Here is a 21,650-nt window from a genome sequence, read left to right on the forward strand (position 1 = left end):
CCCTCACCCCCAGCCCCTCTCCCTGAGGTGCCCAAGCGCTCCGCGCCGCTCACGCGACCACCCCCAGCCCCTCTCCCTGAGGCCCTCACCCCCAGCCCCTCTCCCTGAGGGAGAGGGGAGTTAGAGGGGCGCGTTCGCGGCAGCGTTCGTAGCAATCACGACAGTAACGAAGCATTTCATTGCTATTTGGAATGACCATACTGCAGAGACTCCGTCCTGCTTGGGCGATTGGATTTGCGATCCCAGTTGCCGCTCCCCTCAGCTTTTGTTCCACTTACGGTAGCAGCGGGCGGTGATGAGATAGGGATGAAACACTTCTAAGAAATGGCTTTGCAACACCTGAAAGAATTGCTCGACTTTTTGCGGATCGTCCAGGTGAAAAGGAAATTCACCATTAAACCCCTTGAAAAAGTACCAGTTGATCAACAATTTGCCTTCCGGCTTAAGCCAGGCGTAAAACTGACGCAACTGCGCTGCCGGATCCGGCAAATGCTCTAGTACATCGAAGCAGATGACGGTGTCAAAGGGGATCCCTTGCGGGAAGGTTTCCGGGCAGTGGATCCGTTCGCCTAGGCCCAGCTTTTCCGCCCGCAGTTGCACAAACTGCCGATGGATGGGGTTGATATCCCAGAAAATCACCTGCTCCACCGCCGGGCAGAGAGCCGCCCCAATGGCGTGGGTGCCAATGCCACCGCCAAAATCCAGCACCAGACCGCGGGCATGGTCGGCCACCAGGCGCAGGGTATTGCCGATGTAGTCGGTGCTGCTCAGGTGCCAAGCGGCCAAGTCCAGCAAATAGGCGGATCCCACCCGATCCCGGTAAAAGGCGTCTGCCTGATCCCAGCCGAAGTCGCGCCGGCCCAGCTCTGCCAACTGTTGCTGCCCCAGCCGCAGCTTCTCCCGCAGCTCACCAGCCTCAAGGCCCAGGAAGGATCCCAGATGGGCTGCCAGGTCGAAGCCATTTTGCCAGTAGCCGCTCAGGGCAGGGGGCATGGGAGGCACAGGAACCCAAAACTCGGCAGGGGGCTGGGTTGAGAATCATTCACCCCATCAAGCGGCGGTGAAGTCGTCGTTCTCTCTGGGCGTCTCTTTCGAGGTTGCTCTCTGGGATCCGGCCAGGGCTACATTGTCGCCGAGGGTCGGCGGCCTCAAGAGAGCCGCTAGCGTCTCCGGGCTGAGGCGGTCGGTGCTCTCCACAATTGCCGTCACATTCGGGCCGAAGCCTATCTTATCCAAAAGCTCAAGGCGATGGGACAAAACCCGTTTCCCATTGACAAACAAACCATTGGTGCTGCGGCGGGATGCCGAGCTGCCGTCGAAGATCATGTAGCCGTATCCGGCCCGGTTCTCTTCCGGAATGCGGATAATCAGGGCATGCTCTCGCGAAACACAAGGGTCGCAGAGGCGGATGTGGTTGCTGGCTGCCCGGCCCACCGAGTAGTAAATCTTGTCCAAGACAACGCCGCGCCGACCCATCTGATCGGTGAAGATCAAGACCCAGTGGACAGGGTTGGGTTGGGCAGCAGGAGCGCTCATGCTCATCTGTGGGTACGCCCGGCGCTGAGGCGGTCAGAAAGGGCAGCCCAGAGACAGCCAGGCAATCAAGCCGCAAAATGCGGATCCCTCTCTCTTCTCAGCCGCTACAGACTCCAATCATACACCACCATTCTGGGTCAACAGCGCCGTCTTGCCACTCTCCTTTTCTTGAGGGCCAACAGGCTGGAAAGATGGGTTCGTTGCAAAAATAACAACTGACCCAGAACAACTCGGTCTGACTTCTAACCTGGTTGGGGAACTCTTCAGAAGCGAGAATGAGCAGGACAATGGCCAGCGCCTGCCAGATGTCCTTATCCAAGCCTTCGGCCAGAGCAAGGGTCAGAAGGTCTTGCTCCCTCAAGCACAGGAGGGATCCGGTTGCAGGTTTGGCTCGAACAGGAGATCATAGAGTTTCGTTGAAACCAAAAGCTCCCCTTGACAGCGTGACGGTGGAATCTAAACAGACTCAGCTAGACCCTCAGCCCGCCGGCCTTACCACAGCTACCGGTACCATCAAAGCCCAGTTGGATTTGTTGCTACTGGGGCTGGAATCCCTGAGCGGAGAAAGTTCTGAGGCGGTTCTGGCTGCAGCCAAAGCTCTAGACTTGGAAGATCAGATTGGCGATCGGGTAGCCCTCTGGCGCCTGCGCAACGCTAACCCTCTGCGCCGCAGCAGCGGTGGGCGCAAGAGAGTCGATATCGAAGAGGCCCGCGCCCTGGTGATGGTGATTGCCCATCTGGCTGCTCAGCAACAGGCCCGTATCCGCAGCACCTTGGAACAACTGGAAGCTGCTGTCGAGCAGGAGCTCAGCCCTTTCCGTCAGCCGCTGGTGGGAGACTACCTAGATGAATTTCTCTCTCACTATCGCAGCCGCATGGTGGATGGGGATGTGCGCGACGAGAACAGCCTTGCCGAGCTGGCCCTGCGCATCTTGATCGAGCTGATGTTCTACAGCAGCCCCAGAGGGGCACAGCGCCTGTGGAAAGCCTTGCTCAGCCGTCCTGAGATGGAGTTGCCCGCCGGCAGTGACCTAGAAGAAGGGGAGGTAGCCCATAGCTCCGGATCGGATGCTTTGCCCTCTTCCTGAAATAGACTCCTTCTCCTGGGATCCTTAGTCTGTGTTGTTTCGGTTGCCATGCCCAGTCTCACCCTTCTCAGCCATACCTATCAACAGCCCACCTCGACCCTCACGGTGCGGGGAGAAGCGCCCAGCCTGCCCGAAGCTGCGGGGGGTTCCTCAACGCCGCTCCTGCGAGCCATCCAGCAGAACTTCGAGTGTCAGTTGGAAATTCGCCAGGGGGAGACCAGCAAAACTCTGCAGGGGGACAGTGTTTGGCTCAACGATTTGATCACGGTGATCGACCGCTACGTCGGATCCCATCTGAGCGGAGAACCCAAGGGAACCTTCAGCGGTACTGTGGCCATCCGTCCGCTGGATTTTATTTTTCATCGCCTCACGGTGCGCCAAGGGGAGGATCGCATCGCCCAGGTGGATCTGTCGATGACCCAGTTGTACGACCTGCTGGAGAACCTTTCCCAAGTGGCCGATGACATTCCCCAACTGGCCAGTCTGGGAACTCCGGTGAGGCGGGCTTGGTATCGACAGCCCACCGGGATCGCCGCCCTGCTGGTGGGAGGGATCGCTCTCGTGGCCGGTGTCGGGATCTGGGCCAGCCGCCCACCCAGGGATCCTACGGCTGCCAACTCGGTGCAGGAGCAGCTCACCACCCCTGCGGTGTCGGGTCAACCGCAGCCTTTGGCCACAACTGCCCCAGAACTTGACTCAACAGGGCCGGCTCCCCTTCTCCGTCTGCGAGACACTCTGGCAGAGCAATGGCAGTCTCCCCCTGATTTGCAGGAGAGCCTGGTCTATTGGATAACCGTGGATGGGACGGGATCCCTGTTGGCTGCCGAGCCGGAGAATGAGCTGGCCCGGCAGCGCCGCGCCGCAACTCCTTTTGCCGACCTGCCGGAGTTGCCGCCGGATCCCTTGCCGACAGGCGCGCGACAGTTCCGCGTCAGCCTGGAGCCGGGCAACCGAGTGGAAATCGCCCAGGACAGATAGCCATCTCGACAAGCCAAGCTGAGGGGGGCACCCGGTCTCACGGGACGAGGGCAATGAGGATAGAGTGGAAGAGTTCCCTTTATCTAGATCGCTGCCCCTCTATGACCGCAACCATCGAAGTGCCCAAGCGAGGCTTACCTGTCACCATCATCACGGGTTTTTTGGGCAGTGGGAAAACCACCCTGCTCAACCACATTCTCAGCAACCAAAAAGGGATGCGCACGGCGGTGCTGGTCAACGAATTCGGCGAGATCGGCATCGACGGCGAGCTGATCGTCTCCAGCGAAGAAGACCTGGTGGAGCTGAACAACGGCTGCATCTGCTGCACCATCCGGGATGACATCGCCGAGAGCGTGCTGCGCCTGATGGAACGCTCCGCCAAAATCGACTACCTGGTGGTGGAGACCACAGGATTGGCGGATCCCTTGCCGGTTGCCCTCACCTTTTTGGGGCCAGAGTTGCGGGATCTGACGCGGCTGGACTCGATCATCACCTTGGTAGACGCCACCAACTTCGCCCCCGACCTGTTCAACAGCGACGTGGCCTACAGCCAAATTGCCTATGGGGATGTGATTCTCCTCAACAAAACGGACTTGGTCGAGCCGACGGAAATCGAGCGCCTGGAAAAACGCATCCGCGAGATCAAGGAAGATGCCCGCATTTTGCGCACGGTCAACAGCGCAGTACCCCTGGAGCTGATCCTGGATACAGATCTGTTTCAGTCCAGCTCTCTGCCCCAGGAGGAGGCTCACGACACTGAGCATGGGCACGAGCATGACCATGAGCACGACCACGAACACAGCCACGAGCATGGCCACTCGCACCGCAGCCACATCGAGGTTGATGGTTTTAACTCCCTAGCTTTTGAGAGCGATCAGCCTTTTTCTCTAGACGCCTTCCAGAACTTTCTCAATGAGTTGCCCGAGGCAGTCTTTCGGGCCAAAGGGATCCTGTGGTTTGAAGAAAGCCCAGAGCGACATATCTTCCACCTCAGCGGTCGGCGCTACACCCTCAGCAGCGATGCATGGCCTCGCCAGCCCAAAAACCAGTTGGTGCTCATCGGCCAGCACCTCGATACGGCCAAGCTGCGGCAAAAGTTGCAAGCCTGTCTTGTCCCTGCGCCCGTCCAGGGCTAAGAACTGGGTGGCAGCTTAGAAGCGTCGGGCCCCGTTCCCGCAGCCTCGCGAGGGGAGCCTTGAGAGAGGGCATCCCAGCTATGTCCGACATTTTTGTGATGATCCGCAACCAGGCCAACAACGCCCTCACTTCCATCGACGGGATCCCTTTTCTCAGTTTCTTGGAGCGAGAGGGGCAGTTGATCGCAGAAGAAACCATCGAGCTGATTTATGCGGATGCTGGATTTGATGACCTGCCGGTTGGAGAATACACTGTGGGGGTAAGGCATGAACGGGTGGAGCCCCCCAAAGCTACCTGCCCAGTAAGTATCGCCTCTGAGGATGAGGTTGTTTTGGTAACATTTGTTTACCTTGAGCCCGAGCGGGTTCTGCTGACGATTCATGTCTCTGTGGAGAAGAGGTTGTAGCTATGACGGTCAAAGTCATCCCATCGCACTCGATCAAAGCCTTTCGCTATCGGGTGTTTTGTTTGGGACACGATCTCTGGAATGCCCGGGATCCGATTAGCCGTGCCAACCTGGCCCTACAACTGGCCGACGCGGCCACAACCCTGGCTCGCATGGAAGTCCAAGCCGCTCAGCCCTTCAGCTCAAGCCCTTCCTATTCCCTGCCAGAAGCAGGCCATCGGTGATTGATCCAGGCCGGCCTTGAGGCCAGAGGCAAGGGATCCCGCCTGACCCGCATCACTCCCACTCGATGGTGCCGGGTGGCTTGGAAGTGATGTCATAAACGACGCGGTTAATGCCCGGCACCTCGTTGACGATGCGGTTGGAGATGGTGGCCAAGAGGTCGTAGGGCACCCTGGCCCAATCCGCCGTCATACCATCTTCGCTGGTAACCAGTCGTACCACCACTGGGCAGGCATAGGTGCGCTTATCCCCCATCACCCCCACCGAGCGCACTTCCGGCAGCAGCACGGCAAAGGCTTGCCACAACTTGGGGTAGTAGCCGGAGCGGTTGATCTCCTGGCGGACAATCATGTCCGCCTCGCGCAGGGTTTCCAGCCGCTCTTTGGTGACTTCGCCCACAATGCGGATGGCCAGTCCCGGCCCCGGGAAAGGATGGCGGCCAACAATTTCTTCCGGCAAACCCAACGAGCGGGCCAGTTGCCGCACCTCATCTTTGAAGAGCTTGCGCAGAGGTTCTACCAGCTTAAAGCGCAGATTTTCCGGCAGCCCGCCGACATTGTGGTGGCTTTTGATCTTGACGGCAATGCGCTCTCCGGTCACCGGATCCACATTGGTATTGGCCGACTCGATCACATCGGGGTAAAGAGTACCCTGGGCTAAGTACTCGAAGGGGCCCAGCCGCTGGGATTCTTCCTCAAAGACGCGAATAAACTCTGCCCCAATCCGTTTGCGCTTCTCCTCGGGATCGGTGACCCCCTGCAACTGCCGGAGAAACCGCTCTTGTCCGTCCACGTAGTGGACAGGGATGTGAAATTGCTCTTGGAAAAGGCGCAGCAGCCGCTGCGGCTCATCCTTGCGCATGAACCCCTGATCGATGAAGACGCAGGTGAGCTGGTCGCCGATGGCCTTGTGCAGCAAAAAAGCCAAAGTAGAGCTGTCCACCCCCCCCGAAAGGGCCAACAACACCTTCTTGTCGCCCACGCGGGCCCGGACTTCCCGAATCGCCTCCTCCAGAAAAGCTTCCGTTGTCCAGGTGGGCTCGCAGCCGCAGATGTGATAGACAAAATTGCGAATGAGAAAGGCACCGGCCTCCGAGTGGGCCACCTCTGGGTGAAATTGCACCCCGTAAAGACGGCGAGTGGGATCGGCAATGGCGGCACAGGGGGTGTTGTCCGTGGCAGCCAGGGCGTGAAAACCTGGCGGCAACTCGGTCACCGCATCCCCATGGCTCATCCACATGATGCTGTTTTCCGGCAAGTTGGTGAGCAGATCGGTGGGATCCAAAATGTGCAGGGCGGCACGGCCGTATTCCCCCTTCTGGGCTGGCTCCACCTTGCCCCCCAACTGCTGCACCATGAGCTGCATGCCGTAGCATACGCCCAGGATGGGGATCCCCAAGTTCCAGATCTCCGGGTCACAAGCAGGAGCGCCCGGCTCATAGACCGAGTTGGGGCCGCCGGAGAGGATGATGCCCTGGGGCCGCATTTGCCGCAGGTGTTCAGCAGTGGTGCGGTAGGAAAGGATTTCCGAATAGACGTGGGTTTCGCGAATACGACGGGCAATGAGCTCCGAGTACTGGGATCCAAAGTCGAGAATAACGATCATCTGGCGCTGCACCTTGAGGGGGGAGAGAGATAGGTCAGAGCTAAGGAGAGATGCAGAAGCGCTCACAAAACCTCGCACAGTGCAGAAGAGAAAACCCGAACCAAGAAACCAACTTGGCTGTGGATAAGAAACGTTAAGGACCTTTCCATCGTAGCAGGGATGGGGGATTTTCTTGCAGCCGCCTGTCCTGGACAGCTTCTCCCAGGCCCGCTTTGAGAACAGAACTTCTCTGAAAAACTGTCTGATGAGCCCTGCCCCGCCAGCCAAGCGATGACTCCCAGTAATAATCGCAATAGTGAACCCAGAGACGCCAGGGCCGAGTCAAGACTTATGATCGTAAGGAGGCGATCCAGACCGGTGGGGATATTGGCAGGGATCTGCGATCCATCGTTTTATGTCCATTGTGGCTGAATCCTTTCAAACCTATCTTCGTCGTCGCCGCCGCCTGCTGGCCCGCCGCCTCAAACGGCAGCAGGGGTGGGGTGTGGTTTTGGCTTTGTTGGCTTTGTATTTGCTCAGTTGGGATGCGCCGGGCCAGGCTGGGCTATTGCCGCACCTGTGGAGGGGGCAACCCCTGTGGTTGGTGGTGATCCCGCTGTTGGGGGGAGGGCTGTACAGCTTGGGTGCAGGGCTCATCTGGATGCTGCGGCAGCGCCGACTTCCCCAGGGATCCGCAGGTTCTGCTCAGCTTCTGGCCCAGATGATCAGCTTGCCCCACTTGGCTTTGGCCGCTCTGCTCTGGCTGGGGTTGGCGATTTGGGGAGAGCATCTTCTGCCTTTTCTGGCCCAGCAAAAGCCGCAGTTGTTGGCAGGCCTGGTGATCAGTTGGCTGCTGGCCCAGGGGTGGAGTTTTCTGCAAACGGGTTGGGTGGTAGAGGCTGGACAACTGTGGGCCGATTATCTGCAGGAGTTGCGCGGCTCTGTATTGCAGCCCTGCTACCAGCGCCTGGAAACCTGTCGTCGCTCGCTCCATTTTTACCATGCCATTTGGCAAGATCTGCAACTGGAAGAACTGGAGGCCCAGCACCTGATTCAACTGTTGTCTGAGTCGTTGCTGCCGCTGACGCTGCCGCTCAAGGTTTATGCTCAGCGGGTTCACCATTGCTGCCAGCAGTTGGCGGCCTTATTGGCCCAGATGCAAGAGCGGGTAGAACGGCTGGAGCAGGTGCTTTTGGATATAGAGCTGGAGTTGGCTGCCCAGCAGCCGTTGCAAGCTCAGCCCCAACCGATCAACTTGCTGGCAGAAGATTGGGCCAACTGCCAGGAGCTGGATTTGCAGGAGCTGGTGTGCTTGAACCAGGAGCTGCTGGGCGCCGACCGATCTTTGCAGGGCTTGACCCAAGAGCTGAAAGGCTGGGCCGACCGAGCCATTCCCGCCGGATTGCAACTGGGATCGCGATGGCTGGGATCCCTGGGATGAAGAAGGCTGCCCCGCCTACCTCTGAGCCCCCCGAACTGGAGGCCCTCTGGGAGAGCTGGCTGGCGGAGCTGGGCTGGCAGCCTTCTGAGCCGCAGCGGCAGCAACTGCAACAGCTCTATCCCCTGGTGATGGCCGGAAACCGCACCCAGAACCTGACCCGCATCACCGCTCCCATCGATTTTTGGGAGAAACACCTGTGGGACTCGCTGCGGGGCCTGCGCTTGCTGGGATCCTGGGCGGCGATTCAAGCTCGGCCCTGGCGGGGCATCGACATCGGCACCGGGGCAGGGTTTCCAGGGATCCCGGCCCAAATTGCCCTGCCCCAGGCCAGCTTCACCCTACTGGACAGCAGCCAACGCAAGATTGCCTTTGTGCAAGAGGCCCTGCAGCAGCTCTCCCTGACCCAGGCGCGGGCGGTGGCCCAGCGAGCCGAAATCTGGGGGCAAGACCCGCAGGAACGCGGCAGCTACGATCTGGCCCTGGCCAGAGCCCTGGCAGCGGCAGAGGTTTGCGCCGAGTATTGTCTGCCCCTGCTCAAGGTGGGGGGACGCGCCATCCTCTACCGTGGCCATTGGATCGAGGCAGAAGCCCAAACTCTGGAGCGAGCCCTTTCTCTCCTGGGGGGGAAGCTGATCCACGTCGAAGCCTTCACTACCCCCCGCAGCCACGGGATACGGCATTGCCTGCTGGTGGAGAAAGTTGCCCCCACACCAGCTTGCTATCCCCGCTCTCCCGGCATTCCCAAACGCCAGCCGCTGGGCCAAGGCAAGCGCTGCTAACAGTTGGGATCCTTAATTTCCTAGCTCAAAAAAGCTTCTGCAAATTCTTGGAGAAAGATCTTGGACAGGTAGTTTGCAAATGCCGTTGGGGAGACTAAGATGTGGTTGGCATCAGGTTCGGATTGAGCCAATGGTCTAACCAGGTGAGCTTCCGAACTGAGCGCTAAAGGTTAAGGTTCGGAGTTCGCTACGTTATGACCATTTTTGTGGGCAATCTGTCCTTCAAGGCCAGTGAAGAAGATCTGCGGCTTGTGTTTGCCGAGTACGGCACCGTCAAGCAAATTAAGCTGCCGGTAGATCGGGAAACGGGCCGCAAGCGCGGCTTTGCTTTTGTGGAGCTGGAAAACGAGGCCGACGAGCAAAAAGCCATCGACGAGCTGGATGGCGCCACCTGGATGGGCCGGGATCTGAGGGTCAACAAGGCAATGCCACGTCAGGCCAGCGCAGGCGGCAGTCGAGATGGTCGCTCTTCCCGCTTCTAATCGGATAGGCTCTGGGCCGGGGATCCCTCTCTTCTCTCCCCGGCCTTTAGCTTTGGCCGAAGATGACTCTGGCCAGAAAGGCTAAGCCAAACCAGACGGAGGCCACCAAGACAATGGCCGGGCCGGAGGCGACGTTGAGGTAGTAGCTAGCGTACATCCCCAGCAGGCTAGCGCTGACGCCAAAGAGGGATCCCAGCAGCATTACCTGGTGCAGGCGAGGCGCCAGCAGGTAAGCTGTTGCTGCTGGCGTGATGAGCATGGCCAGCACCAGCAGCACCCCCACCGCCTTCATGCTGGCCACCAGAGTGAGGGAGGTGAGCGCCATCAGCCCCCATCCCAACCCTGCAGTAGGCAGGCCGGCTGCCTTGGCCCCCAGGGGATCGAAACTGTAGAAGGTCAGCTCCTTAAAAAAGAGGGCCACCAATCCCAGCACCAGGACGGTGATGCCCACCACTGTCAACACATCAGCGGCGCTCACCCCCAGGAGGTTGCCGAAGAGGAAGTGGTTGAGATCGATGCGGGCCCGCCGTTGGATTAACGTGATTAAGAGGATCCCTAGGGCAAAAAAAGCAGAAAAGACGATCCCCATGGCCGCATCGGGCTTGAGGGGGGTGGCGGAGCGGATCCACTGGATGAGCAGGGCGCTCAGTAACCCCGCCACGAAGGCACCGACAAAGAGGTTGAGATCCAGCAGGTAGGCAATGGCCAGGCCCGGCAGCAGCGAATGGCTGAGGGCATCCCCCAGGAGGGCCAAGCTTTGCACCAGCAAATAGCTGCCCACCACCGCGCAGAGAACGCCGATGGCCACCGCCACCAGCAGAGCCCGCTGCATAAAGGCAAACCGCAAGGGATCCGCCAGGGTGTGCCAGAGCCCTTCCATACCACCCCTCACCCCCTAGGCAGCTGAGTCCAAGGGCAGGATGCGGCCATAGGCCCGCTGCAACACCTGCGGCTGCAGCACCTGCTGCGGGGATCCCTGGGCAATCAGGACGCGGTTGAGGAGAAGCACCTCATCAAAGTGGGCCAGCGCCTGCCCCAGGTCGTGGTGCACCACCATCACGATATGGCCGGCGTCGGCCAACTCCCGCAAAACCTGAAACACAATGGCCTCGCTGGGCTGGTCGATCCCGGCCAGCGGCTCGTCCAGGGCGTAGATCTCGGCTGCCTGCGCTAGAGCCCGCGCCAAAAACACCCGCTGCTGCTGTCCCCCTGATAGCCGACCGATGGGCCGATCCCGATAGGCCCCCATCCCCACCCGCTCCAGAGCTTGCGCTGCCCGCTCCCGACCTTGCGGACCGATGCGGCGCAACCAGCCGGCAGCTCTCACCTGTCCCATCAGCACCACATCCCACACCGTGGCCGGAAAGCTCCAGTCGATGGCCGACCGCTGCGGCACATAGGCCACCTGCTCCCCCCGCAGCGCCTGGCCGCCGTAGCGCACCTCGCCCCCCTCTTTTGGCACCAACCCCAGCAGCGCCTTGAGAAAGCTGCTTTTGCCAGCCCCGTTGGGGCCCAGGATGCCCGTGATGCACCCTGGCCGGATCTCGGCGCTGATCCGCTCCAACGCCAGCAACTTGCCATAGCGCACCGTCAGATCCCGCACCACCAGAGAGGCCGGACGAGGAGGGAGAGCAATCGCTGGCTTTTTCATTTTCCTTTCATTTTCGCCAAGACCAGTGTACCCTAAGGGGAAACTCAAATAGTGAAACAATTATGAAAACCAAGATCTTTTCTTTGCGCCGCTTGGTGGTGGGGCTTGGCCTGCTGATGGGCGGTTGGACATCTCTGGCCAGCTTGGCTGTGGCACGTCCCCGCGTTGTGGCTACCACCACTCTGATTGCCGATTGGGTAGAGCAGGTGGGTCAAGATCGCATCCAGCTCAGCAGCCTGCTGCAGCCGGGACAGGATCCCCACGTCTATGAGCCGACACCGGCAGATGCCGCAGCTCTCGAGCAGGCGGATCTGGTGTTTTACAACGGCTACAACTTGGAGCCGGGGTTGATTCGTCTCGTCAACGCTGCTGCTCAACGGGCGCGGCGGGTTGCCCTGGCCGAGATCCTCGACCCCATCGTCACCAATGAGGACGGGATCCCGACGCCGGATCCCCATGTGTGGGGCAATGTGGAAAACGTCATCCTCATGGTGGAGCTCATTGCCCAGGAGCTGGCGAAACAGGTGCCCGGCGAAGCGGCTTTTTTTCAGGCCAATGCTGCCGCCTATCGGGCGGAGCTGGAAGAGCTCCACGCCTGGATCGCGGAGCAGATTCAGACCATTCCCCCTGGCAACCGGGTTTTGGTGACCACCCACGATGCCTTTGCCTACTACACCCAAGCCTACGGCCTGAAGATGGGGGGATCCCTCTTGGGGATCAGCACCGAGGAACAGCCCAGCGCCCAGACGGTGGCTCGGTTGGTGGAGGAGATCCGCGCCCTGGGGGTGCCGGCGGTTTTTGCCGAGACCACCCTTAACCCCGCTCTCATCCAAACGGTGGCCGCCGAAGCGGGAGTCCAGGTGGCCGAACAGGAACTGTACTCGGACTCCCTAGGGGAGCCAGGCAGCGGTGCCGAAACCTACATCGCTATGATGCGCCACAACACCTGCACGATTGTGGGGGCCTTGGGCGGATCCCCTGATTGTCCTTGAGGGGCAGAATCGAGGCAGGGGGGCTGAGTTTTGTATGATAGGGGCTCAGACCCTTGTTTTCTTACCGCGTCCATGCCTGCTGCTATCCGTCGCCCGCCTCGTTCCCTCTATTGTGGCCAAGTGCGCCCAGCTCACATCGGCCAGAGTGTCACCCTCTACGGCTGGATCGACCGCCGCCGCGACCACGGGGGGGTGATCTTTCTCGATCTGCGGGATCGCTCCGGCATTGTGCAACTGGTGGCGGATCCCCAGAAGACCCCCCTCTCCTACGAGCTGGCGGGGCAGGTGCGCAACGAATATGTGGTACGGGCAACGGGAACGGTTCAGCGGCGGCCTGAAGACTCCTTTAACCCCCGCCTGGCCACCGGCGAAGTGGAGGTCTACGCAGAAGAGCTGGAAATTCTCAGCCGCGTGGGCAAGCAGCTTCCCTTCAGTGTCTCGGGGGAAGAAGGGGAAGAGGTGCGGGAGGAGATCCGCCTGCGCTACCGCTACTTGGACTTGAGGCGGGAGCGCTTGTCCCGCAACCTGCAACTGCGCCACCAGGTGATCAAGGCCATTCGCCGTTTTCTGGAGGACGAAGAAGGCTTTATCGAGGTGGAGACCCCCATCCTCACCCGCTCCACCCCCGAAGGTGCCAGAGATTACTTGGTGCCCAGCCGCGTCAACCCCGGCGAGTGGTTTGCCCTGCCGCAGTCGCCCCAGCTTTTTAAGCAGTTGCTGATGGTGGCTGGCGTGGATCGCTACTACCAAATTGCCCGCTGTTTTCGGGATGAAGATCTGCGGGCGGATCGCCAGCCGGAGTTTACCCAGTTGGACATGGAGATGAGCTTCCTGGATCAGGAGGCAATCTTGGAGCTCAACGAGCGGCTCATCGGCCACATCTTCAAAACCGTCAGAGGGATCGACCTGCCCCGTCCCTTCCCGCGGCTGACCTACGCCGAGGCTATGGCCCGCTACGGCTCCGACAAACCCGACACCCGCTTTGGGCTGGAGTTGGTGGATGTTTCGGGGGTGTTTCAGGGATCCCGCTTTCAAGTCTTCGCCAAAGCCCTGCAGCAGGGGGGAGTGATCAAGGCTCTGCCGGTGCCCGGCGGCGACGAGAGGATCTCCAACACCCGCATCAAGCCCGGCGGCGATCTGTTCAAGCTGGTTACCCAGTACGGGGCGGGCGGCCTGGCCTTCATTCGGGTGCGCGCCGGCAGCCTCGATACCATTGGTGCCCTCAAGGAAAGCCTTAGCCCTGAGCAGGAGAAGCAGTTGCTGCAGATGACCAACGCCAAGCCAGGGGATCTGCTGCTGTTTGGGGCAGGGCCGGCTGCCGTGGTCAACGAGTCGCTGGGCCGCCTGCGGCTGCACCTGGGGCAGGAGCTGGGCTTGATCCCGGAGAACGCCTTGAATCTTCTCTGGATCACCGATTTCCCCATGTTTGAGTTCAACGCCGAGGAAAACCGCCTAGAAGCCCTGCACCACCCCTTTACCGCTCCCCACCCCGACGACTTGGCCGACCTAAAAACGGCGCGGGCCCAGGCCTACGACCTGGTCTGGAACGGCGTGGAAGTGGGCGGGGGATCCCTGCGCATCTACCAGCGGGAGATCCAGGAGCAGGTTTTCCAGGCCATCGGCCTCACCCCTGAGCAGGCGCGGGACAAGTTTGGCTTTTTGCTAGAAGCCTTTGAGTACGGCACGCCGCCCCACGGGGGCATCGCCTACGGCCTAGACCGGCTGGTGATGCTGCTGGCGGGGGAAGATTCCATCCGCGATGTCATCGCCTTTCCCAAAACCCAGCAGGCCAGGTGTTTGCTCACCGGCGCCCCTGCCGCTGTCGAGGCCAAGCAGCTCAAAGAACTGCACGTGGCTTCCACCTATCAGCCCAGCTAAGGGATCCCTTCTTCTGTGGGAGGATAGATAAACAATGCACCCCTACTCCTTGTTCTCCCTATGCTAGACCTGACCGGAAAAAAAGCCTTGGTAACCGGCATTGCCAACGAGCGTTCTATCGCCTGGGGCATTGCCCAGCAACTGCACAAAGCGGGGGCCAGCCTGGGGGTTACCTATCTACCCGACGAGCGGGATCGTTTCAAGACCAAAGTTCAGCAACTAACCGAGCCCCTACAGCCCGACTTTCTCCTTCCCTGCGATGTGCAAAGCGACCAGCAGATCAACGATCTGTTTCAAGGGGTGGCCCAAAAATGGGGTCAGGTCGATATCTTGGTTCACTGCCTGGCTTTCGTTAAAAAAGAAGAGCTGAGCGGCAACTTTAGCGATATTTCCCGAGAAGGGTTTGCCCTGGCCATGGATGTGAGCACCTACTCCCTGATTGCCCTCTGCCGGGCCGCCAAGCCCCTCTTGAGAGCCGGCAGCAGCATCCTCACCCTCACCTATCTGGGGGGCGTGCGGGTGGTGCCCAACTACAACATGGCGGCGGTGACCAAAGCGGGCCTGGAAACCTGTGTTCGCTACCTGGCGGCCGAGCTGGGCCCTGCCGGGATCCGGGTGAATGCTATCTCTGCCGGGCCCATTCGCACCCTGGCTTCTTCGGCGATTTCGGATTTTCATGCCATGCTGCACGCGGTGGAGGAGAAAGCTCCGCTGCGGCGCAATATCACCCAGCTCGAGGTGGGCAATGTGGCTGCTTTTTTGGCCAGCGACCTGGCCAGCGGCATTACCGGCCAGGTGATCTATGTGGATAGTGGATATAGCATCCTGGGTTTTTAGGCTCTTGGGGATCCCCCTGGCATGAATCGCTTCTCGCCCTTGCAGCGGCTGCTGCTCACCTGGATTTTGATCGTCATTAGCGGCTGGCTGGCCCTACAGGTGGGCCGGCTGTTTGGCCATCTGCTCACCACCATCCTGACGGCGGCGGTGCTGGCCTTTTTGCTCAACTATCCGGTACAGGTGCTGCGGCGCTATCGGGTCAGTCGGGGTTTGGCGGTCACCCTGGTTTTTGCCCTGTCGGTGGTGCTGCTGGCCTTGGTAGGGATCGCCATCGTGCCCATCCTGGCCAAGCAGGTGGTGCAGTTGGGGGCGCGGATCCCGGAGTGGGTGGATACCTTACAAAGCTGGCTGGATCAAATCAGCCTGTGGGCGGCAGAGCGCAACATCAACCTCGGCCAGACAGAGCTGGTGAACACCCTCCTCAACCGCCTGCAGGCCAGCGCCGAAAAAATTGCCGGCCAATCCCTGGACATCCTCCTGGGCACCTTTAACCAGGTGATCGATTTGGTGTTGGTACTGGTGTTGGCCCTCTACATGCTGCTCTACGGCGGCCAGTTTTGGCAGGGGTTGCTCAGCCTCTTTCCCAAGCCCTGGGGGCCGCGCATCGGCGAAGCCCTGGCTCTGAGTTTCCAGAACTTTCTCATCAGCCAGTTGGTGTTGGGGTTCATCATGGCCCTGATGCTGGTGCCAATTTTTGGTTTTTTGCGCGTGCCCTTCGGGCTTTTGTTTGGCCTGTTGATCGGCCTGCTGGAGGTGATCCCGCTGGTGGGAGGCTTTATCGGCATCGGCGCGGCAGCGGTGCTGCTGGCCTTTCAGGATATCTGGCTCAGCCTCAAGGTGGTGCTGGTCTCCCTAATTGTGCAGCAGGTTAAGGATCGGGTCATCGCCCCTCGCCTGATGGGGGAGCTGATTGGCCTCAACCCGGTGTGGATCTTGATCGCCCTGTTGGTGGGGGCGCAACTGGGGGGTATCCTGGGCGTGATCATCGCCATTCCCCTCTCTAGCGTGGTCAAAAGCCTCTACGAGATCGCCCGTTCTGCTGACTTGGCCGCCGAAGAGGGTGGCAAGCTGACCTCTCTTGGCGAAAGCCTTAGGGAAACTCGCCGGGATCCCGCCTTGCCCAAGCCAGAGACCTAGCAGGTCTAGCCCCTTTCTCGCAGACGACTCTTCCAGGCAGCAACCTAGCCCCGATCCCCATCTCCCCTCTCCCTCTGGGAGAGGGGCCGGGGGTGGTCGCGTGAGCGGCGCGGAGCGCTTGGGTCTCTGGGAGAGGGGCCGGGGGTGGTCGCGTGAGCGGCGCGGAGCGCTTGGGCCTCTGGGAGAGGGGCTGGGTGTTGTCCTAGCGAATTTTTCCCTCAATAAAAGGCACCTCTAGCACCTTTTCGTGGTGGATGGGGCCATGGCCGAAATAGCCCCCTTCCCCGAACAATTCGCCGTGGTCGGCGGTAACCGTGATGTAAGTGTTTTTGGGAACTAGGTCAAACAGTTGCTCAAAGACCCCGTCCAGGTAGCGCACCGCCTCGATCTGCCGTTGGCGCAGCTCCTCCAACTGGGCAGCGCTGAAAAAGGGGATCCCGGTCTCTTCCCCTTCATCCAGGCGCTTTAACACGCCATTGACCCCAGAGATGCGGGGCCACAGGCCGGGATCCTCATCCGGCAACGCGTAGGGATAGTGGGTTTCGCCCACATTTAACAAGTAAAAGCTGGGGCGATCCGGCTCAAAGCGCAACTGCTCCACCATGGCCGCCATATCGTTGTGCTGGGGCATGAGGCGGTAGGAATCGAAGTCGCGATTGAGCAGGGTGCTGGGGTTGAGCACCGGCAGGGAGACCATGGCGTGGGTGGTATAGCCCAGTTGGTGCTTCAGTAGCGTCGGCAAATAGAGGTGGGGCAGCAGATGCTTGAACTCAATCGGTTGGCGGGTGCCGAGGCGCTCGTTGTAGCGCAAGTAATCCTGCTTGTAGTGTTCGGAAGCAAAGACCTGGGTGGGGCTGGTGTGGGGCAGCAGGCCCATGAGCAGATTGTAATGGGCGGGAGCCGTCCAGGAAGCGTAGCTCCAGCGCTTTTCCAGGGATCCCAACTTGAGCAGATGCTTGGGGTTGGCAGCCAGCAGGCTGTCGAAGCGGCAACTGTCGAGAACGATCAGCAGATAGTTATTCTGTCCCTGGGGTTCCGGTCGAGGGTCGGACTCAGACAAGGGAGCCGCAGAAGATCGCCACCAGTTTAGGAGTCCCATTCCTCTTCCTCCTCGACAGGATAGGGCCGTCGGACGATCCGCCAGTTGGGGGCTGTGGCCGCGTCGCCTTCCTCCTCAGGTTCACCGGGTTCGCGAATGCGTTCCGGCGGGATATTGGAATAGGAATAGCGGCCTGCCTGGGGATCCGGCTCCTCCTCCGGCAGATCCTGAGGCAAATAGTGGTCAGGGGGGATGATCTGCGCTTCCAAGAAGCGCACTCGCTCGATGAGCTGGTTTAACTTGCGGATTGCCTGTCGCTGGAACACCCGGTCATGCAGCCGCCAAGCGCCCACATACAGAAACCCCAAGCCCACTCCTACCCCATAGGCAGTCAACAGCGTCAGCGACAAAGGAATCGCAGCGCCGGCTTGACCGGCCACAACGACCGCTGCTGTGGATCCCCAGTTTTGGACGAGGAAGACGAGCAGGATCAGTATCCACAAGCCCAGGAGTATGGAGCGGATGCTTCTGCTCGCGTCGGCGGAACGGAGTCCTTGCATGGCCTCAACCCTTTCATTACGCTATCCTGCTTCCTCTTCTCCACCGGTCCGGCAGCGGAGAGCTTGGCCGCGCCCCAATCCAGAGGGATGAACCCCCTGGCTTTTCAGAGCAACTGAAGAGATGGGCGGTACAAGATTCGAACTTGTGACCCCTTCCGTGTGAAGGAAGTGCGCTACCACTGTGCTAACCGCCCGTAGGTACTACTTTAGCAGCTATCCGACTAGAGCAGGATTCTATATTATGCGATGATCGCTTGACAACTCCCCGACCTGCTGGCTTGCTTCCGCATAGCGATAGGCAGGAGGATTCTGGGATGATCGAGTGCCCCGCCCCTTACCAAGGCCTGCGGCGGACGGGGCTTGTACCCCAGAGCCAAGGGTCAGCCGTTGAGCCGAAAAGCCGGACGGCCATAGAGATGCGGAGATGTCAGAGATAGCCGGGATCCGGCCTGAGGGCTACAGTAAGGAGCAGGGAGCTGTAGGGTGCTATGGCCTACTCACCGACCGAAGAGGCAATTGCCCTGCTCATCGATCTGGCAGAACGCGGCGAGATCGACCCCTGGGATGTCCAGGTTATCGAGGTTATCGACCGCTTTCTGAGCCGCATAGCCTCCACCAGCAGCAGCCATGACCTGTCTGAGTCGGGACAAGCCCTGCTCCATGCTGCCATGTTGGTCTATCTCAAGGCGATGGCTTTGGCAGAACCGGAAGTAGACGAGGGTGAGCCCAGTCCGGCGGATGTGGAAGCGGATCCCTTGCCAAGCTGGTCTTTGGCGGACTTGGATGGCGTGTTGCAACCCAGGGCGGTGCCGCGTCTTCAACGTAGCCGGCCTGTCACCCTCAAAGAACTCATCGTCCACCTGCAAGAGCTGGAAACCCTGCTGGAGCACCGGCCCGAAGCTGCCCCAAAGCCCCTATCCCAACGGGTTTCTCGCCAGCAAGCGCTGTCAGCCATCACCCAGCTAGCCCACCCGGAGAATCTTTTGGAAACCACCGCCGAGCTGGAGTCGCTGCTGGCTCAACTTTGGCAGCAGGGCCTGACCCAGGTCAGCTTTGCGGCTCTCCAGCAGCACTTTTGCCAAAACGGCAGCAGCGGTGCCATTCACCCCATCCAAGTCTTCTGGTCATTGCTGCTGATGGCTGCCCGCTCCCAGGTAGAGCTGTGCCAAGAGGAGTTCTACGGCCCATTGACCATCCGCCCCTGCCCAATGGGATCCCTCCTCCCCACAGCTCTACAAGCTGAACTCTAGAGAACCACTCTAGTCGTGGTTGCTCTCCCGCTGCCCCTCGACATCCTGCCGGGCACGATCCACCCGTTTGAGATCTTCCCCAGTTGAGCGCACCGGCAGCTCGGCAGGAGTCTCCCGATCCAGGTAGTAGTCCTCGACGAGGCGCTCGCCGCTGGGATGATCTTCCCCTTCCGCGGGCAACAGTGGCGAATGCAGCAATTCAGCAGGGGGACAATCTTCCGAGATGAGCAAATCCGACGTGCTAAGCATTCCCTTGGGAATGGTGGAAAGGCGCTGGGCAACAGCCCCAATGCTTTCCAGACGAATCATCTCCTCCCAAGAGCAGATCTCCTCCTCGTCTTCCGTTTCGTAGCGAACCAGGATGGTATCCCCTTCGATATCGAGGATCTTGGCTCGTTCCAGCCAGCGTCCCTGATCGCGCAGGTAGATCCACACATCCTTGCCTTCGCGGCTGAGTTGATAGATCCTACGATGAAGCACGGTCCCCTCCTGAAGTGAAAGATCCGGGTGAGTTGTGGGGGCTACCCAGCTCATCCCTCCATCTTAGCGGCTGCATACCGAGGCTGTATGCTTTTCCACAGGGCAGCCAGAGCCTTTGCTTCTGAGGTGTTGGTTCTTCAGGAGGAGGAAGGGCGCCACCAAAGCACCTGTTGACTTAGCGTGACTGGGGATCGCCAGCCTATCGAGATATGGTTATTTCAAATAGCAATGCAACGGTTTGTTACGTCGTTATTGCGACGCAACGCTGTCGCGAAGGTGCCGCCCTAACTCCCCTCTCCCTCTGGGAGAGGGGCTGGGGGTGAGGGATATCCCTCCGGGAGAGGGGTTGGGGGTGAGGGTGGGAGTGAGGAACACTTGGGGAGTGTCTTGATCTGGTTTGAAGTGGCCATACCATGCGCATTGCCATTGTCGGGTTGGGGTTGATCGGCGGATCCCTGGCCCTCAAGCTAACCGAAAAGGGATATCCCGTGTGGGGGATGAGCCGCACCCCGGCCACCTGCCAACAGGCTCTGCAACGGGGCGCTGTTCAAGGCTGTGGAACCGAGTTGGCCCAGTTGGCCCGCTTTGACCCTCAAGTGGTGCTGATCTGCACCCCTTTGGATCAGGTGTTGGCCACCCTAGCCGCCTTGGTGCCTTATCTATCGGCAGAGACCGTGGTGAGCGATGTCGGCTCGGTTAAGCAGCCCATTGTTGCTCCGGCAACCGAACTGTGGCCTTTGTTCGTGGGAGGGCACCCCATGGCCGGCAAAAGCCTACAAGGGATCCAAGCGGCAGAAGCCGGCTTGTTTCGGGGGCGGCCTTACGTGCTCACTCCCATCGCCAAGACCCAACCGCAAGCTCTTGCTGCCATGAAAAAACTGGTGGCTGCTGTTGATGCAGAAGCCGTTTGCACCGATCCCGCGCGACATGACCAAGCGGTGGCCTGGATCAGCCACTTGCCGGTGATGGTCAGCGCCGGTTTGATCGCAGCCGTCAGCCAAGAGGCGGATCCCGCCATTCTGCATTTGGCTCGCACCCTAGCCAGCAGCGGATTCCGCGATACCAGCCGTGTTGGCGGAGGGATCCCGCAATTGGGTTTGGAGATGGCCCGCCACAATCGGCAGGCGCTGCTGACTACCCTGTGCAGCTACCGAGCGCAGTTGGGACAGATAGAACGGTTGATCGAGGGTGAAAGGTGGGACGAATTGCTGCTGGTGCTGCAACGAACTCAGCAGGAATGGCAGCAGTTCCCGGTTAACCAGCCCCGCAGAGTTCCTCAAGACCTGGGCAATGAGGAAGGGTAGCGGGCGCAGCTCCGGTGGGGTTGGGGACGTTCGTGCTACTTTGGGCTTGTGTTGGACGGATTGAGCTTATGTCGAGTACGGCCCAGCTTTGGCTCTACCACCTGGAACAATGGGCAACCCAGCTTGTCCAGAGTCAACTGCAGCACCTCTCTCCCGTCAGCCTGCTGGCGGTGGGCCTGGCCGGCTTGCTCACCAGTCTTTCCCCCTGCACGCTATCGATGCTGCCGGTAACCATCGGCTATATCGGCGGCTACACCCCCAACCCTGATGAAGGGGCCGGAAAAGTGCGTCGGCACATCTGGGCCCAATCTTTGGGTTTTGCGGCTGGGGTGGCTTTTACCCTGACCCTGCTGGGTTTAGGGGCAGCTTTGCTGGGCCGCGTTTACGGACAGACGGGATCCTTTTGGCCTACTGTGGTGGGGGGAGTTGCTATTTTGATGGGGCTCAACCTGCTGGAGGTGATTCCCCTGCGCTTTCCCGCTTGGTTCAACCGGTTGGAGATCCCCGGCGAATGGCCCAGGTTAGGCCGGGCAGTGTTGCTGGGATCCACCTTTGGCCTGGTGGCCTCTCCCTGCAGCACGCCGGTTTTGGTGGCTTTGCTGGCTTGGGTTTCCACCACGGGGCAGCCCTGGGTGGGGGGCGGGTTGCTGCTGGCCTATGCGCTGGGGCTGGTCTTGCCGCTGCTGTTGGCAGGGGTGTTTGCCGGCTCGCTCAAGCAACTGCTGGCCCTGCGGCGCTGGTCGGGCTGGTTCACCTATGCCAGTGGCGTGGTGTTGGTGGGCTTTGGTACCGTGACGATCCTCTCCGCTTGGGCCTAAGGGATCCCTGCCGCTACAGGCTAAGATGGGGCTGCCCTCCCGTTGAGAGGG

General features: G+C 60.2%; 23 protein-coding genes, 1 tRNA gene and 1 pseudogene. 16 read left to right on the top strand and 9 right to left on the bottom strand.

The features are described 5' to 3' along the window. Positions 1-258 precede the first annotated feature (258 nt). Both NW862_RS06655 and NW862_RS06660 read right to left on the bottom strand, forming a co-directional pair. Positions 259-1,002: a class I SAM-dependent methyltransferase gene (locus tag NW862_RS06655; RefSeq protein WP_414334195.1), complete on the bottom strand. Its 744-nt coding sequence runs from the start codon at positions 1,000-1,002 to the stop codon at positions 259-261. A gap of 48 nt (positions 1,003-1,050) precedes the next feature. Then, a complete protein-coding gene (locus NW862_RS06660; protein WP_414334197.1) occupies positions 1,051-1,542 on the bottom strand; it encodes an FHA domain-containing protein in 492 nt (163 codons plus the stop codon). Between the two features lie 410 nt (positions 1,543-1,952). On the opposite strand from NW862_RS06660, the gene NW862_RS06665 reads away from it, so the two are divergent. The 5 genes from NW862_RS06665 to NW862_RS06685 all read left to right on the top strand — a co-directional run bounded on the left by NW862_RS06665 (position 1,953) and on the right by NW862_RS06685 (position 5,369). After that, the gene (locus tag NW862_RS06665; protein ID WP_414334199.1) at positions 1,953-2,624 is read left to right on the top strand and encodes a DUF3038 domain-containing protein; all 672 of its coding nucleotides are present in this window, start codon (positions 1,953-1,955) and stop codon (positions 2,622-2,624) included. A gap of 48 nt (positions 2,625-2,672) precedes the next feature. After that, positions 2,673-3,602: a DUF4335 domain-containing protein gene (locus NW862_RS06670; RefSeq protein ID WP_414334201.1), complete on the top strand. Its 930-nt coding sequence runs from the start codon at positions 2,673-2,675 to the stop codon at positions 3,600-3,602. A 101-nt stretch (positions 3,603-3,703) separates the two neighbouring features. Further along, positions 3,704-4,738 carry a CobW family GTP-binding protein gene (locus NW862_RS06675; protein WP_414337191.1) on the top strand — a complete coding sequence of 345 codons (1,035 nt, stop codon included), beginning with the start codon at positions 3,704-3,706 and terminating at the stop codon, positions 4,736-4,738. An 80-nt stretch (positions 4,739-4,818) separates the two neighbouring features. Then, positions 4,819-5,145, top strand: coding sequence for a hypothetical protein (locus tag NW862_RS06680; protein WP_414334206.1), 327 nt, complete (start codon positions 4,819-4,821; stop codon positions 5,143-5,145). Positions 5,146-5,147: 2 nt separating this feature from the next. After that, positions 5,148-5,369: a hypothetical protein gene (locus tag NW862_RS06685; protein ID WP_414334207.1), complete on the top strand. Its 222-nt coding sequence runs from the start codon at positions 5,148-5,150 to the stop codon at positions 5,367-5,369. A 52-nt stretch (positions 5,370-5,421) separates the two neighbouring features. Here the strand turns inward: NW862_RS06685 and guaA are convergent, their stop codons facing one another. After that, on the bottom strand, positions 5,422-6,972 hold the full coding sequence (gene guaA, locus NW862_RS06690; protein ID WP_414334239.1) for a glutamine-hydrolyzing GMP synthase: 1,551 nt from the start codon (positions 6,970-6,972) through the stop codon (positions 5,422-5,424). Positions 6,973-7,366: 394 nt separating this feature from the next. Between guaA and NW862_RS06695 the strand changes: the two genes are divergently transcribed. The 3 genes from NW862_RS06695 (at position 7,367) to NW862_RS06705 (ending at position 9,653) form a co-directional block, all read left to right on the top strand. After that, the gene (locus NW862_RS06695; protein ID WP_414349006.1) at positions 7,367-8,392 is read left to right on the top strand and encodes a hypothetical protein; all 1,026 of its coding nucleotides are present in this window, start codon (positions 7,367-7,369) and stop codon (positions 8,390-8,392) included. Beyond that, a complete protein-coding gene (gene rsmG, locus NW862_RS06700) occupies positions 8,389-9,171 on the top strand; it encodes a 16S rRNA (guanine(527)-N(7))-methyltransferase RsmG (RefSeq protein ID WP_414337192.1) in 783 nt (260 codons plus the stop codon). Before NW862_RS06695 ends, rsmG begins: the two co-directional genes overlap by 4 nt. 194 nt (positions 9,172-9,365) lie before the next feature. After that, a complete protein-coding gene (locus NW862_RS06705) occupies positions 9,366-9,653 on the top strand; it encodes an RNA recognition motif domain-containing protein (RefSeq protein ID WP_414337193.1) in 288 nt (95 codons plus the stop codon). A gap of 46 nt (positions 9,654-9,699) precedes the next feature. On the opposite strand, the gene NW862_RS06710 is transcribed toward NW862_RS06705, so the two are convergent. Both NW862_RS06710 and NW862_RS06715 read right to left on the bottom strand, forming a co-directional pair. Next, positions 9,700-10,533: a metal ABC transporter permease gene (locus tag NW862_RS06710; protein WP_414337194.1), complete on the bottom strand. Its 834-nt coding sequence runs from the start codon at positions 10,531-10,533 to the stop codon at positions 9,700-9,702. A 15-nt stretch (positions 10,534-10,548) separates the two neighbouring features. Further along, the gene (locus NW862_RS06715; protein ID WP_414427037.1) at positions 10,549-11,304 is read right to left on the bottom strand and encodes a metal ABC transporter ATP-binding protein; all 756 of its coding nucleotides are present in this window, start codon (positions 11,302-11,304) and stop codon (positions 10,549-10,551) included. 62 nt (positions 11,305-11,366) lie between these two features. Between NW862_RS06715 and NW862_RS06720 the strand changes: the two genes are divergently transcribed. The 4 genes from NW862_RS06720 to NW862_RS06735 all read left to right on the top strand — a co-directional run bounded on the left by NW862_RS06720 (position 11,367) and on the right by NW862_RS06735 (position 16,148). Further along, positions 11,367-12,296, top strand: a complete 930-nt coding sequence (locus NW862_RS06720) for a metal ABC transporter solute-binding protein, Zn/Mn family (protein ID WP_414427038.1) — start codon at positions 11,367-11,369, stop codon at positions 12,294-12,296. A 72-nt stretch (positions 12,297-12,368) separates the two neighbouring features. Continuing rightward, the gene (gene aspS, locus NW862_RS06725; RefSeq protein WP_414427039.1) at positions 12,369-14,174 is read left to right on the top strand and encodes an aspartate--tRNA ligase; all 1,806 of its coding nucleotides are present in this window, start codon (positions 12,369-12,371) and stop codon (positions 14,172-14,174) included. Between the two features lie 60 nt (positions 14,175-14,234). Beyond that, a complete protein-coding gene (gene fabI / locus NW862_RS06730; protein WP_414334223.1) occupies positions 14,235-15,011 on the top strand; it encodes an enoyl-ACP reductase FabI in 777 nt (258 codons plus the stop codon). 21 nt (positions 15,012-15,032) lie between these two features. Then, complete coding sequence (locus NW862_RS06735) at positions 15,033-16,148, top strand: AI-2E family transporter (protein ID WP_414334225.1); 1,116 nt, start codon at positions 15,033-15,035, stop codon at positions 16,146-16,148. Between the two features lie 202 nt (positions 16,149-16,350). On the opposite strand, the gene NW862_RS06740 is transcribed toward NW862_RS06735, so the two are convergent. Together NW862_RS06740 and NW862_RS06745 are read right to left on the bottom strand one after the other, a co-directional pair. Then, the gene (locus NW862_RS06740) at positions 16,351-17,247 is read right to left on the bottom strand and encodes a sulfatase-like hydrolase/transferase (protein WP_414337198.1); all 897 of its coding nucleotides are present in this window, start codon (positions 17,245-17,247) and stop codon (positions 16,351-16,353) included. After that, positions 17,235-17,627 (bottom strand): LapA family protein, encoded by a 393-nt coding sequence (locus NW862_RS06745; RefSeq protein ID WP_414334228.1) that lies wholly within the window; start codon positions 17,625-17,627, stop codon positions 17,235-17,237. The genes NW862_RS06740 and NW862_RS06745 overlap by 13 nt, the downstream gene beginning before the upstream one ends. Here NW862_RS06745 and NW862_RS06750 point away from each other — a divergent pair. Next, positions 17,616-17,864, top strand: a complete 249-nt coding sequence (locus tag NW862_RS06750; protein WP_414334230.1) for a hypothetical protein — start codon at positions 17,616-17,618, stop codon at positions 17,862-17,864. The two genes, NW862_RS06745 and NW862_RS06750, sit on opposite strands and share 12 nt — an antisense overlap. A gap of 5 nt (positions 17,865-17,869) precedes the next feature. On the opposite strand, the gene NW862_RS06755 is transcribed toward NW862_RS06750, so the two are convergent. Then, positions 17,870-17,941, bottom strand: a tRNA-Val gene (locus NW862_RS06755). A gap of 294 nt (positions 17,942-18,235) precedes the next feature. On the opposite strand from NW862_RS06755, the gene NW862_RS06760 reads away from it, so the two are divergent. After that, complete coding sequence (locus tag NW862_RS06760) at positions 18,236-18,997, top strand: segregation/condensation protein A (RefSeq protein ID WP_414334232.1); 762 nt, start codon at positions 18,236-18,238, stop codon at positions 18,995-18,997. A gap of 186 nt (positions 18,998-19,183) precedes the next feature. Here NW862_RS06760 and NW862_RS06765 read toward each other — a convergent pair. After that, a pseudogene (locus NW862_RS06765) lies at positions 19,184-19,477 on the bottom strand (DUF6679 family protein); the annotation flags it as partial. A gap of 413 nt (positions 19,478-19,890) precedes the next feature. Here NW862_RS06765 and NW862_RS06770 point away from each other — a divergent pair. Together NW862_RS06770 and NW862_RS06775 are read left to right on the top strand one after the other, a co-directional pair. Beyond that, positions 19,891-20,781, top strand: a complete 891-nt coding sequence (locus NW862_RS06770) for a prephenate/arogenate dehydrogenase (RefSeq protein WP_414334234.1) — start codon at positions 19,891-19,893, stop codon at positions 20,779-20,781. A gap of 68 nt (positions 20,782-20,849) precedes the next feature. Beyond that, positions 20,850-21,599, top strand: coding sequence for a cytochrome c biogenesis protein CcdA (locus tag NW862_RS06775; RefSeq protein ID WP_414334236.1), 750 nt, complete (start codon positions 20,850-20,852; stop codon positions 21,597-21,599). Positions 21,600-21,650: the final 51 nt, after the last annotated feature.

It is taken from the genome of Synechococcus sp. H55.8 (assembly GCF_047462375.1).
In the GTDB taxonomy this organism is placed as follows: domain Bacteria; phylum Cyanobacteriota; class Cyanobacteriia; order Thermostichales; family Thermostichaceae; genus Thermostichus.